At 62.0% G+C, this 16,056-nt stretch carries 15 protein-coding genes; 6 read left to right on the top strand and 9 right to left on the bottom strand.

What is annotated here, in order from left to right; all coding sequences use genetic code 11:
- The first annotated feature begins 103 nt into the window (after positions 1–103).
- Positions 104–526 (top strand): hypothetical protein, encoded by a 423-nt coding sequence (locus EN861_RS15965; protein ID WP_127280884.1) that lies wholly within the window; start codon positions 104–106, stop codon positions 524–526.
- Here the strand turns inward: EN861_RS15965 and EN861_RS15960 are convergent.
- A complete protein-coding gene (locus tag EN861_RS15960; protein ID WP_015317948.1) occupies positions 523–996 on the bottom strand; it encodes an Lrp/AsnC family transcriptional regulator in 474 nt (157 codons plus the stop codon). The two genes, EN861_RS15965 and EN861_RS15960, sit on opposite strands and share 4 nt — an antisense overlap.
- A 156-nt stretch (positions 997–1,152) precedes the next feature.
- On the opposite strand from EN861_RS15960, the gene ald reads away from it, so the two are divergent.
- Both ald and EN861_RS15950 read left to right on the top strand, forming a co-directional pair.
- The gene (gene ald, locus EN861_RS15955; protein WP_019858003.1) at positions 1,153–2,268 is read left to right on the top strand and encodes an alanine dehydrogenase; all 1,116 of its coding nucleotides are present in this window, start codon (positions 1,153–1,155) and stop codon (positions 2,266–2,268) included.
- A 215-nt stretch (positions 2,269–2,483) separates the two neighbouring features.
- Positions 2,484–3,788, top strand: coding sequence for an outer membrane beta-barrel protein (locus EN861_RS15950; protein ID WP_127869344.1), 1,305 nt, complete (start codon positions 2,484–2,486; stop codon positions 3,786–3,788).
- Positions 3,789–4,022: 234 nt separating this feature from the next.
- On the opposite strand, the gene EN861_RS15945 is transcribed toward EN861_RS15950, so the two are convergent.
- From EN861_RS15945 to EN861_RS15920, 6 genes are all read right to left on the bottom strand, one after another.
- A complete protein-coding gene (locus tag EN861_RS15945) occupies positions 4,023–4,490 on the bottom strand; it encodes a DUF1203 domain-containing protein (RefSeq protein WP_127869345.1) in 468 nt (155 codons plus the stop codon).
- 187 nt (positions 4,491–4,677) lie between these two features.
- Positions 4,678–5,235, bottom strand: coding sequence for an OmpA family protein (locus EN861_RS15940; RefSeq protein ID WP_127869346.1), 558 nt, complete (start codon positions 5,233–5,235; stop codon positions 4,678–4,680).
- Positions 5,236–5,333: 98 nt separating this feature from the next.
- The gene (locus tag EN861_RS15935) at positions 5,334–5,897 is read right to left on the bottom strand and encodes a GNAT family N-acetyltransferase (RefSeq protein ID WP_127280900.1); all 564 of its coding nucleotides are present in this window, start codon (positions 5,895–5,897) and stop codon (positions 5,334–5,336) included.
- Between the two features lie 4 nt (positions 5,898–5,901).
- Entirely contained in the window at positions 5,902–6,768 is an 867-nt protein-coding gene (gene sseA / locus EN861_RS15930; protein ID WP_127280901.1) for a 3-mercaptopyruvate sulfurtransferase, read from the bottom strand.
- Between the two features lie 36 nt (positions 6,769–6,804).
- Positions 6,805–7,548, bottom strand: coding sequence for an alanyl-tRNA editing protein (locus EN861_RS15925; protein WP_135867750.1), 744 nt, complete (start codon positions 7,546–7,548; stop codon positions 6,805–6,807).
- Entirely contained in the window at positions 7,548–8,582 is a 1,035-nt protein-coding gene (locus EN861_RS15920) for a cysteine synthase A (protein ID WP_135867749.1), read from the bottom strand. Before EN861_RS15920 ends, EN861_RS15925 begins: the two co-directional genes overlap by 1 nt.
- Before the next feature lie 225 nt (positions 8,583–8,807).
- Between EN861_RS15920 and EN861_RS15915 the strand changes: the two genes are divergently transcribed.
- Together EN861_RS15915 and EN861_RS15910 are read left to right on the top strand one after the other, a co-directional pair.
- On the top strand, positions 8,808–9,629 hold the full coding sequence (locus EN861_RS15915) for an SDR family oxidoreductase (RefSeq protein WP_127280474.1): 822 nt from the start codon (positions 8,808–8,810) through the stop codon (positions 9,627–9,629).
- A 92-nt stretch (positions 9,630–9,721) separates the two neighbouring features.
- Complete coding sequence (locus tag EN861_RS15910; protein WP_135867748.1) at positions 9,722–10,696, top strand: alpha/beta fold hydrolase; 975 nt, start codon at positions 9,722–9,724, stop codon at positions 10,694–10,696.
- A 104-nt stretch (positions 10,697–10,800) separates the two neighbouring features.
- Here the strand turns inward: EN861_RS15910 and EN861_RS15905 are convergent, their stop codons facing one another.
- Positions 10,801–12,225 carry a DEAD/DEAH box helicase gene (locus EN861_RS15905; protein WP_135867747.1) on the bottom strand — a complete coding sequence of 475 codons (1,425 nt, stop codon included), beginning with the start codon at positions 12,223–12,225 and terminating at the stop codon, positions 10,801–10,803.
- Positions 12,226–12,636: 411 nt separating this feature from the next.
- Here EN861_RS15905 and EN861_RS15900 point away from each other — a divergent pair, with 411 nt between their 5' ends.
- Positions 12,637–14,169 carry an acyl-CoA carboxylase subunit beta gene (locus EN861_RS15900; RefSeq protein WP_127869351.1) on the top strand — a complete coding sequence of 511 codons (1,533 nt, stop codon included), beginning with the start codon at positions 12,637–12,639 and terminating at the stop codon, positions 14,167–14,169.
- A gap of 26 nt (positions 14,170–14,195) precedes the next feature.
- On the opposite strand, the gene EN861_RS15895 is transcribed toward EN861_RS15900, so the two are convergent.
- Positions 14,196–15,725, bottom strand: a complete 1,530-nt coding sequence (locus tag EN861_RS15895) for an NAD(P)H-hydrate dehydratase (protein WP_135867746.1) — start codon at positions 15,723–15,725, stop codon at positions 14,196–14,198.
- Between the last annotated feature and the right edge of the window lie 331 nt (positions 15,726–16,056).

Genomic DNA, 16,056 nt, shown 5'->3' with positions numbered 1-16,056 from the left:
TAAATAATCTGATTTTCAAAGCACGGTGCCGCGGAGGATTGCCTAGACATGCGCCCTGGGGAACCAACACTGTCCGGTCGCTCCTCACAGTGGCTGCTTCACGATGGGTGACAAGATGATCGGGCGTACCATGGCGGCTGCCGTTGCAATCGCTGTTTCCTTTTCGCCCGCGCTCGCGCAACGACATCGTTTGCCGAGCGGTTACAAATGGGGCCGTTGCCTGCTTGTTGTTGACGGTCAGACCCGCATATCCGGAAAATGCTCCTATCAAATCGAGAAGGGCGGCGATTTCAATATCCAGGGACCCCGGCAAGTTTTCGCGGGTATCGACTATCCTGACACGCATAGTGGGGCTGGTGAAATGTCCGAGGATTACTGGGCAGCCGTCTACAAGGACGGCGATATTTGGGACGGCTATGGTAACTCGGATATTCGCGCGACTCACGGTGATGAACGTTGGGAAGACCTTCACCGCGAAGGCGCATGCTATATTGGGAAGGACGTCCGGGTGTGCCTTTGGCGTTAAGCCATTTCCGGCTTTAGCCCCATGGCCGTCCGGTCGACGATTTCACGTAAGGCGAAGGACGAATTGATCTTCGTTACATGCGGCATCGCCGACAGCCATTCCTTGTGGATGCGCTCGTAGTCGACGAGATCCTTGGCCGCGATCCGCAGGATATAGTCGTACTCGCCCGACATCAGGTGGCACGACAGCACGTTCGGACAGCGTTTGATCGCCGCCTCGAAATCCGACAGCGTCTTCTCGAACTGGCCGGAGAGGGATATGTGGACGATCGCCGTCATCTGATGGCCAAGGGCCGCATTGGACAACCGGGCGTGGTAGCCGCGGATGGTTCCGGATTTTTCCAGATTATCAAGCCGGCGCGAACAGGCCGATTGCGACAGGCCGACCTTTTCGGCAAGGGCCGCATTCGGCATCCGGCCATCCTTCTGCAATGTCTCCAGAATGGCGATATCAATCCTGTCGAGCGGCATTCTTCGTGAATCCTGCGAATATACTGCTATTTCGCGCAACGATTATCGAAACCCTCCTGTTCGCGCAAGCGCATTCGCAAACACTTGCGAGCCGATTCATGGTTCACTCCGACAATCAGGGAGTGAGCCCAAAAGGGCCCGGATCAGGAGAAGAAAATGCGCGTCGGCTGCCCCAAGGAAATCAAGAACCACGAATACCGTGTCGGCCTTACGCCGGGTTCGGTCCGCGAATATGTGGCCCACGGCCACGAAGTGCTGGTCGAGGCTGGTGCCGGTGCCGGTATCGGCGCCGACGACAACGCCTATCGTGCTGCAGGCGCCACCATCGCCAAGACCGCCGCCGACGTGTTCGCCAAGTCGGACATGATCGTCAAGGTCAAGGAGCCGCAGCCCAATGAGTGGGTGCAATTGCGCGAAGGCCAGATCCTGTACACCTATCTCCACCTGGCCCCGGATCCGGAGCAGACCAAGGGCCTGCTCGCTTCGGGCGTCACGGCGATCGCCTATGAAACCGTGACCGACGATCGTGGCGGGCTGCCGCTGCTGGCGCCGATGTCGGAAGTCGCGGGTCGCCTGTCGATCCAGGCCGGCGCCACGGCGCTGCAGAAGGCCAATGGCGGCCGCGGCGTGCTGCTTGGCGGCGTGCCCGGCGTGCTGCCAGGCAAGGTCACCGTGCTCGGCGGCGGCGTCGTAGGCCTGCATGCGGCCCGCATGGCCGCCGGCCTTGGCGCCGATGTCACCATCATCGACCGCTCGATCCCGCGTCTGCGCCAGCTCGATGACCTCTTCGCCGGCCGGGTCCACACCCGTTACTCGACCGTCGAGGCGCTCGAGGAAGAATGCTTCTCGGCCGACATCGTCGTCGGCGCCGTGCTCATCCCGGGCGCGGCCGCGCCTAAGCTGGTCACCCGTGAAATGCTGTCCGGCATGAAGAAGGGCTCGGTGCTGGTCGATGTCGCCATCGACCAGGGCGGCTGCTTCGAGACCTCTCATGCGACCACCCACGCCGAGCCGACTTACGAAGTCGACGGCGTTATCCACTACTGCGTCGCCAACATGCCAGGCGCTGTGCCGGTCACTTCGGCCCATGCGCTGAACAACGCAACGCTGCATTACGGCCTGCAGCTCGCCGACAAGGGCCTGAAGGCGCTGGTCGACGACCATCATTTGCGCAACGGCCTCAACGTCCACAAAGGCAAGATCACCAACCGCGCGGTCGCCGAAGCGCTCGGCTACGAACTGGTCGAGCCGAAAGCCGTGCTCGCGGCCTGATACACCCAGAAAAAGTCAACTTACACTTTTGCCCGCCGGTTCGCTCCGGCGGGCTTTTTCTTTTGGCAATGATGCTCCAAACCTGCTTCCCAGGGGATCCATCGAAGCGTGTGCCGTAAGGGCACTTAGCCTCCCGCTGTTGCATTTTTGTCATACCTGTATTGGCCGACTCCCTGCTAGGAACACCCCGGGTTTATTCATTAGGGGTACGGGCTATGTTTGTTCGCATTACTGCGAAATCTATTCTTCTCGGCGCGGTTTCTGTCGTGGCTTTGATGTCGGCGGCTCATGCGGCCGACGTCGTGCAGCCGGTAGAGGCATCCGGTTTTAACTGGAGCGGCGTTTATGTCGGCTTCGGCGTAGGCGCCGGAGCCAACGTCCATAAGTTGAGCAGCGATTTTGCTCCCTTGTCATTGAATGGCATTGGCGGTGAAGGCGTTTACGGCGAACTTACCGCTGGCTACGACTACATGGTCTCGCCCCGCTTCCTGCTCGGCGGATTGCTGGACGTCCATGCCGGCGACATCAAAACCAAGCTCGACGCCGGTGGTTTCAACGCCTCGATCCAGGAGACATACGGTTTCGACGCTGGTCTGCGCGTAGGGTATCTGCTTACCCCGAACACGCTGGGCTACGTGCTGGGCGGCTATTCCTGGCAGAAGTACAAGCTTGATTCCAACGCCGGCTTTGGTTTCGATTGGGACCAGAGCGGATATTTCGTCGGTGGTGGTCTCGAAACGGCCATTAACAGCAATTGGACGATCAAGACCGAGTATCGCTATACACGCTTCGGCACCAAGGACGATCTCCTTTCCGAGGCCGGCCTTATCGGGGCTCCGGATGGCCTTCTCAATCTCGATACGTCGCGGCACACATTCCAGGTTGCCGCCAGCTATCGCTTCGGGGCGCAGAACGGTGCCGCCACTTCGTTTGAAACGCCCGCCTATAACTGGTCCGGCTTCTATATCGGTGGCGGTTTGGGCGCGGGTGCGTCGGTGCACCAGATCGAAATCCCACCGCTTGGCGGCGCGAAGTTCAACGGCCTCGGCGGTGAAGGCGTGCTTGGCGAGCTGAATGTCGGCTATGACCACGACTTCGGCAGCTGGGTCGCTGGCATCATGGTGGACGCCCGCTATTCCGGCATGACCTCGAAGCTGGACCTCGGCGGCGGATCGATCAATGTCGATACCGACTACGGTTTCGATGTGCTTGGCCGCGCCGGCATGAAAATGAATGAATCGACCCTCGCCTACGCGCTGGCTGGCTACAGTTGGCAGCATTTCGACTTGAACGCTTCGGACCCGGTCGGCGACATCCTCGATTGGGGCTCCAGCGGTTTCTCTGTTGGTGGTGGTCTGGAAACGGCAATATCCAGCAATGTTACCTTGGGTGTTGAGTATCGCTACTCGCAATTCGCCAAGAAAGATTTCTCATCCGAGGTGGGGCTGCCTGACGACTCCATTACCTCTACGTCGTCCTTCCATACCGTGCGTATCGGCGCGAAGTACAAGTTCAACTAAGCCCTCCAGGCAAACCTACAAAAAGCCCGCCGGCGTTGCCGGCGGGCTTTTTCGTTGCTTGAGATATGGCGCGGTGAAATCTGGGCAACAAAAAAGCGGAGCCAAAGCCCCGCTTCCTCGATATCGAGATTGCCGCCGGTTCATCCGCGGTCGGCCAATCGATCGACAATGGCTTTCTAGCGCGTTCGTGCGACAGCAGTGCGACAGAAGCTTTCTATCGCCAATCCCTGGCCCTCACGCGCGCTCGATCCGGCATTGGTAGCAATTGTTGCGCGCCGAGCGGACATGCACATAGGCAATGTCTTCACGCTCAAACAGGGTTTCCGCCCGCGCTACTATAGCGTCGGTTGGGATGACGCCGCCGCTGCCATAGACAATGCGGTCGTCCTTGCCGTAGCCGCGCACGATATAGTCGGCGCTTTCCAGTATCTCGGGAATGATCTCCGCCTCAACAGCGCGTTCGCATTCCTGCGCGTGCAGGAAGATGGGGCCCGTCTCGGCATAAGGCTGAAGCTGCGGGAACGGCCGGTAGGCCAGGACGAGGTAGTCATCGCCGGCGGCGATGTTCTTCAAACAATGCCGGCAAGGCATGCCGTCACCGTCGGAAACCTGGCGCTCGGGCGTGTTGCCATAGGCGTCTGGCCCACCCCCCTGCAGCGCTTGCACATCTTCGGTCGGCAGAGCTTTGAACTGGATGGTCATCGCATGATCTCCGGTGTGGTTGAGCGGAAATTATGCTTCCCCTTCGATGCTTCCCACCCGATTCCTGCCAAGAGTCGAGGGCCGACCTGCGGTCGGCAAATCGGGCCCGAGACCAAATGGGATAAGCGCCGATATTGCCAGCCGGGACAATATAAGCCGGCTAATCAGTTTGAATCGGCGCCTGCGTTCAGCGGATGAAATCGTCGAAGCGGCGCAATGTCACCCGGCGATTCTGCCAGTTCTCGCTCTGAGTCGGCACCAGCAGGAATTCCTCGCCGTAACCGACAGTCTCCAATGCATAACCGGGCACGCCGAATTCACGCACCAGCGTGCGCTTCAGCGAAGCGGCGCGCTGTTCGGAAAGAACCTGATTCGACTGAAACGATCCGACAGCGTCGGTATGACCCTCGATGAGCACACGCGCGCCGGGGTCGCGACGCAGGATGCGGCGCAGCGCATCGGCGATGTTATCGATCTTGTTATACTGCGAACTGGAAATCGCCGCGGAGCCAAAGGCGAAATTGATCGACTGGATATCGATCGAGCGCGCCATGCGGCGCAGGTCCGGCCGGCGCTTGAATTCACGGATGGTGACGCGCTCGTTCGGCCGCAGCTTGACCCGGGGTGCCGCCTCGAGCTTTCGCTCGATCGTCGCGGCCGAGGGCGTCGTCGCCTGGGCAGCGGCAAGGCTCGGCATGGCAATCGCCGCAATCAGCGCGGCGGCAAGAGTACGTCGGGTCAGCATGTCTTTCTCCTTCGGCCTCGGCCGCATTGGCAATGCGGGCAACATGCCAAAGACAGGCTGAAGCGCCGATGAACGGAAGGTTCAGATTCCGGCTGGAGTTACGGCCGCATGACGCTTGCCGAGCGCTCGGCGAAAGGCAGGGGATGCACGATTTCCTTCTTCTGCGCGACCGGCTTGAAACCAAGCTTCTGGTAGAGCGGCAGGGCTGCGGGGTGGTCGAGCGTGCAGGTCTGCACCGTCACCCTTTTCGGCCCATGCGACCATGCCGCGGCAATCGCCGAGCCAAGGAACCAGCGGCCGATGCCTTGCCCGGTGGCGTGTTCCATCATGCCGAAATAGGCGAGCTCGACTTCCTCAGGCAGATGCGGCTTGAGGTCGAAGAAGCCTGCCGGCGAGCCGTCGAGATAGAGCACCCTGATGTCGCGATCCTCGCGGTGGATTCCGGCCGACAGCTCATCGTCATTCAGCCTCAGAACATTGACCCAGTGCCATTTGCGCCCCACCCGGTCCATCAGGTAGCGGTAGAAATGCAAGGGGATGTCCCTGGTCTTCAGCAGTGCGACCTGGCGGTTGTAGGGCACCGGTGGCGAGGCGGCCGGAGGTGCATGCATTTCGAGAAAAGTCACCGTGACTTCAATGTCCTGCAGCACTCCGTTTTCCATCAATTCATTCCTTGCCGGTAGTGGCTGGGCCGGTCACGACTGGCGTATCGGGCAATCCGCCCCACTCGGTCCATGAGCCGTCATAAAGCCTGTTGTCGGTGTGGCCAACCGTCTCCAGTGCCAGCGTGACCACCGCGGCCGTGACACCGGAGCCGCAGGATGTGACAACGGGCTTCGACAGGTCGATGCCGGCGTCCTCAATCACCTTGCGCAAACGGTCCTTCGGCAGCAGCCTGCCGTTTTCGGAAAGCGCCGAATAGGGGATATTGCGTGCCCCCGGCATGTGGCCGGAGCGGATGCCAACGCGGGGCTCGGGCTCTGAACCGGTAAAGCGCCCTGCCCCACGCGCGTCGGCAATCTGGCTTGCCCCCGTATCGACGATCCGGCGCATGTCGGCTAGGCCGACGACGCGACCAGCGTCGAAATCGGCATGAAAGACACTTGGCGCGATCTTGGTCGGTTCGGCCGTTATCGGCCGGCCGGACGCCTTCCAGCCATCGAAGCCGCCGTCCAGAATATAGGTCTGGAAGACGCCCATGACGCGGAACATCCACCATGCCCGGGGCGCGGAGAAAAAGCCTGGGCCATCATAGACGACGATGGTGTCATCGGCAGAAACGCCCATCGCGCCGACATACTGAGCAAAATGCTGCGGCGATGCGAGCGTATGCGGCAAGGCGGCGTCGGGGTCCGAAACGGCATCCTGGTCCAGGAAACGGGCGCCTGGAATATGGGCTGCATCATACTCGGCGCGCGCGTCGCGTTTTTGCGCCGGCAGATACCAGGAGGCGTCTACGATCGTCAGGCCCGGCTGGCCCAACCGCTCCTGCAGCCAGTCCGCATCGACGGTGAAAGCGCTGTCTTCGGCCATCTTTTCTCCTGCCGCTCTTTGACGGTGTCTGTCTGTTCAATTTACCGGCATCGGGCCGAAGCGGATGCGGAAGCGCCTGTTTTCCCGGCCCTTCTTCTCGATCTTGCCGATGTGGATTTCGCCGATCTCGCCGGTGCTCTTCACATGGGTACCGCCGCAGGGCTGGCTGTCCACCGAGGCGTTCTCACCGATGCAGACGAGACGGATCTTGCCCGTGCCAACAGGCGGTCTGACATTCTTGGATTTTACCAGGCCGGGATTGGCGCCCAATTCCTCGTCGCTGATCAGCCTGGTAAAGATGGGATGATCAGCCTGCACCAGGTCCATCATGCCGGCAGTCACCTCTTCCTTGGTGAAGCTGGCGTCCGGAATGTCGAAATCGACACGGCTGTCGTCCTCGGAGACCGCCGCCCCGGTGATCGGGAATGGACAGACGACTGTCAGCAGATGGCAGGCAGCGTGCATGCGCATCAGCAGGTGCCGGCGCTCCCAGTCGATCTGCAGGTTCACGCGCTCACCGATCCGCAGCATGGCCTGCTCCGGCGCCGGCACATGGATGATCTCGTCCTTGGTCTCGCCGGTGATCGTGGCGGCGATCGCGATGCGGCTGCCATCGGCACGTTCGATATGACCAGTGTCGCCCGGCTGCCCGCCCGAGGTTGCGTAGAAGATCGTCCGGTCGAGAATGATGCCGCCGCGCTCATTGATGGCGACGACCGTGGCTTCAGCCGTCCTGAGATAGGCATCGTCGCGAAACAGCGCTTCCGTCTTGTGCGCCATCATGCAACCTTTTCGAACGGCACCGAGATCTTGCTCTGCAGTTCCATCCAGCCCGGCACCGGCAGATTCTTGTCGCGCAGGAAGTCAGGGTTGAACAATTTCGACTGGTAGCGGGTGCCGTAGTCGCAAAGGATGGTCACGATGGTGTGCCCCGGGCCCAATTCCCTGGCCAGCCGCATCGCGCCGGCAATGTTGATGCCGGTCGAACCGCCGACGCACAGGCCTTCTTCCTGGATCAGGTCGAAGACGATCGGCAACGCGTCCTCATCCTTGATCTGGTAGGAGAAGTCAGGCGTGAAGCCTTCGAGATTGGCGGTGATGCGTCCCTGCCCGATGCCTTCGGTGATCGAACTGCCTTCGGACTTCAGCTCGCCGTTGGTGTAGAAATTGTAGAGCGCGGCGCCAAGAGGGTCGGCGAGCGCAATCTTGACGTTCTTGCTCTTGGCCTTCAATCCGAGCCCGACACCGGCCAGCGTTCCACCCGACCCCACCGCCGAGACAAAACCGTCGACCTTGCCGCCGGTCTGGGTCCAGATTTCCTCGGCCGTGGTGCGGATATGGCCATCTCGGTTGGCGACATTGTCGAACTGGTTGGCCCAGATGGCGCCGTTCGGCTCGCTCCTCGCCATCTGCTCGGCCAGCCGTCCCGACAGTTTCACGTAATTGTTGGGGTTCTTGTAGGGCACGGCCGGCACTTCGATCAGCTCGGCGCCGAGCAGCCGGATCGTATCCTTCTTTTCCTGGCTTTGCGTATCCGGGATGACGATGACGGTGCGGTAGCCGAGCGCCTTGGCGACGAGCGTCAGCCCGATGCCGGTGTTGCCGGCTGTCCCCTCGACGATGACACCGCCCGGCTTCAACAGGCCACGTTGTTCGGCGTCGCGGATGATGAACAGGCCGGCGCGATCCTTGACCGACTGTCCCGGATTCATGAACTCGGCCTTGCCCAGGATCTCGCAGCCGGTTTCCTCGGAAGCTTTGTTGAGGCGGATCAGAGGCGTGTTGCCGATCGCGTCGATCACAGAACGGGGCATTCAGGATTCCTTGTGTACATGCGCCGAAACCCTAGAAACCCAACGCTGCGGTTTCAAGGCAAGAATTCGTCTGGTCCAGTCGCATTTCCGGCCCTGCGGGTGCCGACCTTGCCGCGACCGGGCTCGGTATCACACAGTTCATTTGCACCTGTGGTGGAAAAGCACTCTTTTCATTCGATTTCTTCACCGCTAGAGCAAAGCACCAACAACTCGGCAGGGCGCAGCATGACACTCTATCGGGCCGATCCGAAACACGGCGTCGCCTGGGTCACGGGCGGCAGCAGCGGCATTGGCCGTTCGCTGGCCAGGGACCTGGCGTCACAAGGCTATGCGGTGGCGGTGACAGCGCTGGACGACGATCCGATCGACACGCTCATCGTCGAGACCGCGCAGATGCCGGGCAAGGTCGTGTCCTTTCCCTGCGACGTCACCGACGAGCCGCGCATGGCAAGAACGGTCGCCGCGATCGAGAAGGACCTCGGACCGATCGTGCTCGCCATATTCAATGCTGGAAATTACATCTCGACACCCGGCGAATCCCTCGTCGTCAAGGACTTCCGCCGCTCCTTCGAGGTCAACTATTTCGGCATCATCAATGGGCTGGTGCCTGTCGTCGAGCATATGCGGGTGCGCGCGCGCGGCCATGTCGTTCTGGTCGGCTCGGTGACCGCCTATTTTGGCTGGCCGACCACGGCCGCCTATGGCGGCACCAAGGCCGCCATCAACATCCTGGCCGAGTCGCTGAAGTATGATTTCGACAAGATGAACATCCGCGTTCAGGTGATAAATCCCGGGTTTGTCGATACGCCATTGACCGAAAAGAACATGCTTCCGATGCCGGGCCTGATGCCGGTCGGCCGCGCGACCCGCCGCATGGTGCGGGGCATCAAGTCCGGTGGCTTCGAAGTGACCTTCCCTTACCGGACGAGCTGGCCGCTGAAAATTCTTGGCATGCTGCCAAGGCCCTTATGCCGATGGGTGATCATCCTGACGACCAGCTGGAAGGCACGGCCGCTGCATTACGAGCGCAAACCGCCCAACGAATAGATGCCCACAGGATTGCTGGCATGGCTGCCTGAACGGCCGTTGCCTGTCCATGGCCACCGCCATAGGTTGAATATTGTTGCGTGGAGTCTGCGATGGGGCGACGGATCGTGCTTGCTGTGCTGGGCCTGGTCGCCATCCTTGCACTGACCTTCGTACTGGGTCCACGCGTAGCGATCGACACCACGATCCGCTTCGATCCTTCCGTCATCGGCGACGACCCACAAGCCTATGTGGCAAAAGTGGAGGCCACCGTACCCAATATCCGAGACGGGTTGGAAAAGGAGATCGTCTGGGCCAACCCGATGGTGCATGCCAAGACCCCGCTGTCGATCGTCTACATCCACGGCTTTTCCGCCTCGAAGGGCGAGGTGCGCCCGCTACCTGACGACGTGGCCGACCAGCTCGACGCCAACCTGTTCTACACCCGCCTCACCGGTCATGGCCAAGACGGCGAAGCGATGACGCAAGGCAGCGTCAATGCCTGGATCAACGACTATGAGGAGGCGATCGCCATCGGCCGGGCAATCGGCGACAAGGTGATCGTCATCTCGACGTCGACCGGCGGCTCGCTGGCGGCCTGGGCGGCGACGCAGCCCGGGGCATCCGAGGGTGTGGCGGCCATTGCATTCATCTCGCCCAATTGCGGCGTGACGGCATCCGGCGCCGAGATCCTGACCATGCCCTGGGGCAAGCAGATCGCCGAACTCGTCGCCGGCAAGGAGCGCAGTTTCGTGCCACGCAATGCGCTGCATGAGAAATTGTGGACCACCAGATATCCGATCGCCGCGACGATGCCGATGCAGGCCCTGACCGAGCTTGCCTATGGCGCGCCTATGGAGAAGGCGACCATCCCCGCCCTGTTCATCTTCTCGGATATCGACAAGGTAGTACGGCCCGACCGCACCCGCGAAATCGCCGCGCGCTGGGGCGGCGCGCATGAGCTGGTGCCCATGGAAAGCACCGGCGATCCCGACAATCATGTCATTGCCGGCGACGCGCTGTCGCCATCCACCACGGCGTTCCTGGCGCAACGGATTGCCGTCTGGATCGAAGCGGTGGCGAAATAGGCTTCAAGAAGAAGAGGGCGGCCGAAGCATTGCCTCGGCCGCCCTCTTCTTTGCTATCCGGTCAACCAGCCAACCCCAGGGATTGGAGGCGTCCGTGAGGCCTATCAAGCAGCCCGCGCTGCCGGACGCTTGCCGCCGAAGCGGCGCTTGTTGTTGCCCTTGAAGGGCTTGGCGCCTTCGGGCTTGCGCTCGCCGGCAAAGGCCGGCTTGTCGCCGAAGCGCTTCTTGCCGAAGCCGTTGTTCTGCTTCTTCTCGCCGCCCGGCCGCCGGCCGTCGCGACGGCCGTTACGGTCGCTGCGATCGTTGGCGGGTTCGAAGCGCTCGTTCTTCTCAGCCGGATTGCGTGCCGGATCGGGGCTGCCGAGATGGTCGGCAACAACAGGCAGCTTGGTGCGGATGATCCGCTCGACCTGGCGCAGCTTGCTGTTCTCCGAAGGATCGCAAAGCGTGATCGCGATGCCATCCATGCCGTTGCGGCCGGTGCGGCCGATACGGTGGACGTAGCTTTCCGCCTCATCCGGCAGGTCGAAATTCACGACATGGCTGATGCCGGGCACGTCGATGCCGCGCGCGGCGATGTCGGTCGCGACCAGAATGCGCACCGAGCCGTCACGGAAGTCATTCAGTGCCTTCTGACGGGCATTCTGCGACTTGTTGCCATGGATGACGGCGGCCTTGAAGCCGTCGCGCTCGAGGTCCTTGGTCACCCGGTCCGCACCATGCTTGGTGCGCGAAAAGATGATGACGGACTTCATCGCCGCGTCGGCGAGCATCGTCGACAGAACCTGGCGCTTCTGCTTGGTGCGGGCGAAGACGACGCCCTGCACGATCTCGGCCGCCGCGGTGCTTTGCGGCGAAACTTCAATGCGGACCGGGTTCTTCAAGAGGCCCTTGGCGAGCTCCGCGATCTCGTCCGGCATGGTGGCCGAGAACAGGGCCGTCTGGCGGTCGGGCGCGGTCGCCTTGGCGATGCGTTTGACGTCATTGATGAAGCCCATGTCGAGCATGCGATCGCCCTCATCCAGCACCAGCCATTTGGTGTCCGAGAGGATGAGGTCGCCCTCGCGCACGAGGTCGGTCAAGCGGCCGGGCGTGGCGATGAGGATATCGACGCCGGGAGCAACCTTCTTCACCTGGCTGAAGCGCGAGACGCCACCCAGTACGAGTGCCGTCGAGACATGCGCGCCCTTGGCGAGGATCTTGATCGTGTCCTCGATCTGCACGGCGAGTTCACGGGTCGGCGCCAGGATCAGCGCACGGGTCGTCTTGGCGCGCCGCTTGGTGCCGAGCGCGATGATCTTCGACAGGATCGGCAGCGCGAAGGCCGCGGTCTTGCCGGAGCCGGTCTGCGCGATGCCGAAAATGTCACGGCCCTGCAGCTGCGGCGGGATCGCCTGCATCTGGATCGGCTTCGGTTCGGCGAAGCCGGCATTGTGGGTTGCCTTGAGCAGCGCACCCGTAATTCCCAGCGCCGCGAAACCGGAGAGTTCCGCGGTTTCATTGCCGGGCAAAGTGTTTTCGTTGGTCAAAATAATCTTCTTTCACGCGGCCTCTGGCCGCAAACATCAATGGCGGCAGGGCGCAACCTGCCGTCGGATAAACTGTCATGGAACGACAAGGCGGCGGACAGGATTGTCCGCGCGGCTGCGCTGTCGTGCCCGCAGGCATCATGCCACGGGGCTTTTTCGCCACTTTGTGATGTACCGGAAAGAGGGGCCGATATACCGGAAAGAGGGAAAACAGACGCAACCAGTCTCATTCGTCGAGAAGGCCGGTGAGTCCGGCCCAAGCGCCTATGCCGCTGCATATGGCTGAGTTCGCCCCGAAATGCAAGGGCTCCATGTTGCAGCGCAACAAAAACGGACCAAAAAGCCGACGCTTGCGCTCCCCGTCGGGCATCGTTACCACAAACGCAGCTTCCGTTTTCTGGGGACCGAGCGATGAAGGACGTGCTGAAGGAACTCGAGCGGCGGCGCGACATCGCCCGCATGGGTGGCGGCCAGGCCCGCATCGACGCCCAGCACAAGAAGGGCAAGCTCACCGCGCGCGAACGCATTGAGGTGTTCCTCGACGAAGGCTCGTTCGAGGAGTTCGACATGTATGTCGAGCATCGCTCGACCGATTTTGGCATGGAGAAGACCAAGATCGCAGGCGATGGCGTCGTCACGGGCTGGGGTACGGTCAATGGCCGCCCGGTCTATCTCTTCGCCAAGGATTTCACAGTGTTCGGCGGCTCGCTGTCGGAAGCCCATGCCGAAAAGGTCATCAAGGTGCAGGAGATGGCGCTGCGCAACCGTGCGCCGATCATCGGCCTCTACGATGCCGGCGGGGCGCGCATCCAGGAAGGCGTGGCGGCACTCGGCGGCTATGCCGAAATCTTCCAGCGCAACGTGCTCGCTTCGGGCGTCATACCGCAGATCTCCGTCATCATGGGCCCTTGTGCCGGCGGTGACGTCTATTCGCCGGCCATGACCGATTTCATCTTCATGGTGCGCGACACTTCCTACATGTTCGTCACCGGGCCGGACGTGGTGAAGACCGTGACCAACGAGACGGTGACAGCCGAGAGCCTCGGCGGTGCTTCCGTTCACACGACGAAATCCTCGATCGCCGATGGCGCCTATGACAATGACGTCGAAGCACTCCTGCAGATGCGCCGGCTGATCGACCTGCTACCGGCTTCCAACACATCAGAGATTCCCGAGATCGAATGCTACCAGTCGGTCACCGATCATGACATGTCGCTCGACCGGCTGATCCCCGACAACGCCAACAAGCCCTATGACATCAGGGAATTGATCCTGAAGGTCGCCGACGAGGGCGATTTCTTCGAGATCCAGCAGAGCTTTGCGAAGAATATCGTCACCGGTTTCGGCCGGGTCGAGGGCCGCACGGTCGGCTTTGTCGCCAACCAGCCAATGGTGCTGGCGGGTGTGCTCGATTCCGACGCCAGCCGCAAGGCGGCACGCTTCGTGCGCTTCTGCGACTGTTTTTCAATCCCAATCGTCACCTTCGTCGATGTTCCCGGCTTTCTGCCGGGTACCGCGCAGGAATATGGCGGCCTGATCAAGCATGGCGCCAAGCTGCTCTTCGCCTATGCCGAGGCGACCGTGCCGAAGATCACCGTCATCACCCGCAAGGCCTATGGCGGCGCCTATGACGTGATGGCGTCAAAACATCTGCGCGGCGACATGAACTATGCCTGGCCGACGGCGCAGATCGCGGTGATGGGCGCCAGAGGCGCGGTCGAGATCATCTACCGCAAGGACATCGGCGATGGCGAAAAGATCGCTGCCCATACAAAGGCTTACGAGGATCGCTTCCTGTCGCCTTTCGTGGCCGCCGAGCGCGGCTATGTCGACGAGGTGATCATGCCGCACTCGACCCGCCGCCGTATCGCCCGGGCGCTTCGCATGCTGCGCAACAAGGACATGCAGAACCCCTGGAAGAAGCACGACAACATTCCGCTGTGAACTGGTGTCGCCGGCATCGCGGTTGATCAGCGCCCGTCTCCTGCAGCCACCAGGTCGCGCAGCACCGGCACCAGCGCCAGCGGCAAGTCCTCGGCGATCAGCCCCGGCCCAAACCGACTGCCCGCCTCGGCATGGATCCAGACCGCCGCGCAGGCCGCTTCGAACGCCGGCATGCCTTGGGCAAGCAGTCCGGCCGCGATGCCGGACAACACATCGCCCGACCCCGCTGTGGCAAGCCAGGCCACGCCGTTGGAATTGATCGCCGCCCTGCCATCCGGAGCGGCGATCACCGTATCGGCGCCCTTGTAGACGATGACGGCATTGGCATTCGCGGCAGCCGAGCGTGCCTTGTCCAGCTTCGAGGAGGCATTGTCGTCGGCGATACCAGGAAACAGCCTGGCGAACTCGCCTTCATGCGGTGTCATCACCAGCGCCGGCGCGTCCGGCCCACGGGCGGCTTCGAACAAAACGTCTGGCGCCTCCCGAAAACTCGTGATCGCGTCGGCGTCGAAGACCAGGCCGTCAATTCCGGTGGAGGCGGCCGCTGGCTTGCCCGACGCGAGCAGCGCGAGCGCGAACGCCTTGGTTTCTTCACCGACGCCAAAGCCGGGTCCGAGAACAAAGGCCGATGGCCGACGTTCCCCGACAAATGCCTCAATGTCGGCAGTGTCGTCGGTCCTGCGCAACATGATCGAGGTCAGGTGCGCGGCATTGACCTGCATGGCGTTGCCCGGCGACAGAAGCGTCACCGCCCCTGCCCCGCTTCGGGCGGCGGCAAGCGCCGAGAGCCGCGCCGCGCCGGTAGCGTTGGGTCCACCGGAAAAGACACCGACATGGCCGCGCTTGTATTTGTGCGCGTCGACGACCGGCACCGGCAAACCGCGCAACCAAAGCTCCGGTCCGTTCTCGAATGTCCGGGGCTGGAGCGTTGCGATGATCTGCGCGCCGATGCCGATATCGGCAAGCACGATCTCGCCGCATCGTTCCCGGCCCGGCAGGAGCAGATGGCCGGGCTTCTTGCGCGCGAAGGTCACGGTGAGGTCGGCTGAAAACGATGTGCCGAGCACCTTGCCGCTGTCACCGGAGACGCCGGAAGGCAGGTCGACCGCGACGACCGGCAGATGCAGGTCGCTCACGAGATCGACCGCCCTGGCGGCCTCGCCGGACAACGGCTTGGACAGCCCTGCCCCGTAAAGCGCATCGACCACGATCGAGCCGGGTCCGGCATCAAAGTCCGATAGCGGCTGGGGCCTGACGGAGCATTCCGCGGCGGCGAGTGCCGCGTCGCTATCCGGCCTTGGCGGACCATGCGCCCAGACCGTGGTGGCGACGCCGCTGCCGGCAAGGACTTGGGCAACGACATAACCGTCGCCGCCATTGTTGCCCGGGCCGCACAACACATGGACGTGGGCCGCTGCGGGATAGCGCCTGAGCACTTGCGCCGCGATGGCTTGCCCGGCACGGCGCATCAAGCCAATGCCGTCGGTTGGACCTGCTGCAATAGTCAGCCGATCCGCTTCGCCCATCTCGGCGGAAGTAAGAAGTTCGTGGCTCATGGATTGCCGATCCGCATTCGATCAAGCATTGTCCAGTTTTCGGCTCGACGCAAACGGGGAGGAGTAGCGCTGTCATGGTCACGTCGATCGGCGCAAGGATCGCGGGCACCAAGCTGCCCGCAAGATGAGCACTTTGCCCAGATATTGGGCAGACACGCACAGTGGCGCCGAATAGGCTGTTGTCCTTCATGCCGCTTCCAATGCAGCGAATGACGCGAATTTGCATCTGGGGGTGACATGGCTTTGGAATCGTATGACACCGCTTCAGTTCCCTTCGACTGGCACAGTTCGTGCTTGATGGAGGCGCAAGCGGGGGCTCACAACCCGTTTT

This window comes from Mesorhizobium sp. M8A.F.Ca.ET.218.01.1.1, assembly GCF_004791165.1.
Classification (GTDB): Bacteria; Pseudomonadota; Alphaproteobacteria; order Rhizobiales; family Rhizobiaceae; genus Mesorhizobium.
This window is presented reverse-complemented; position numbering and strand designations above follow the sequence as displayed.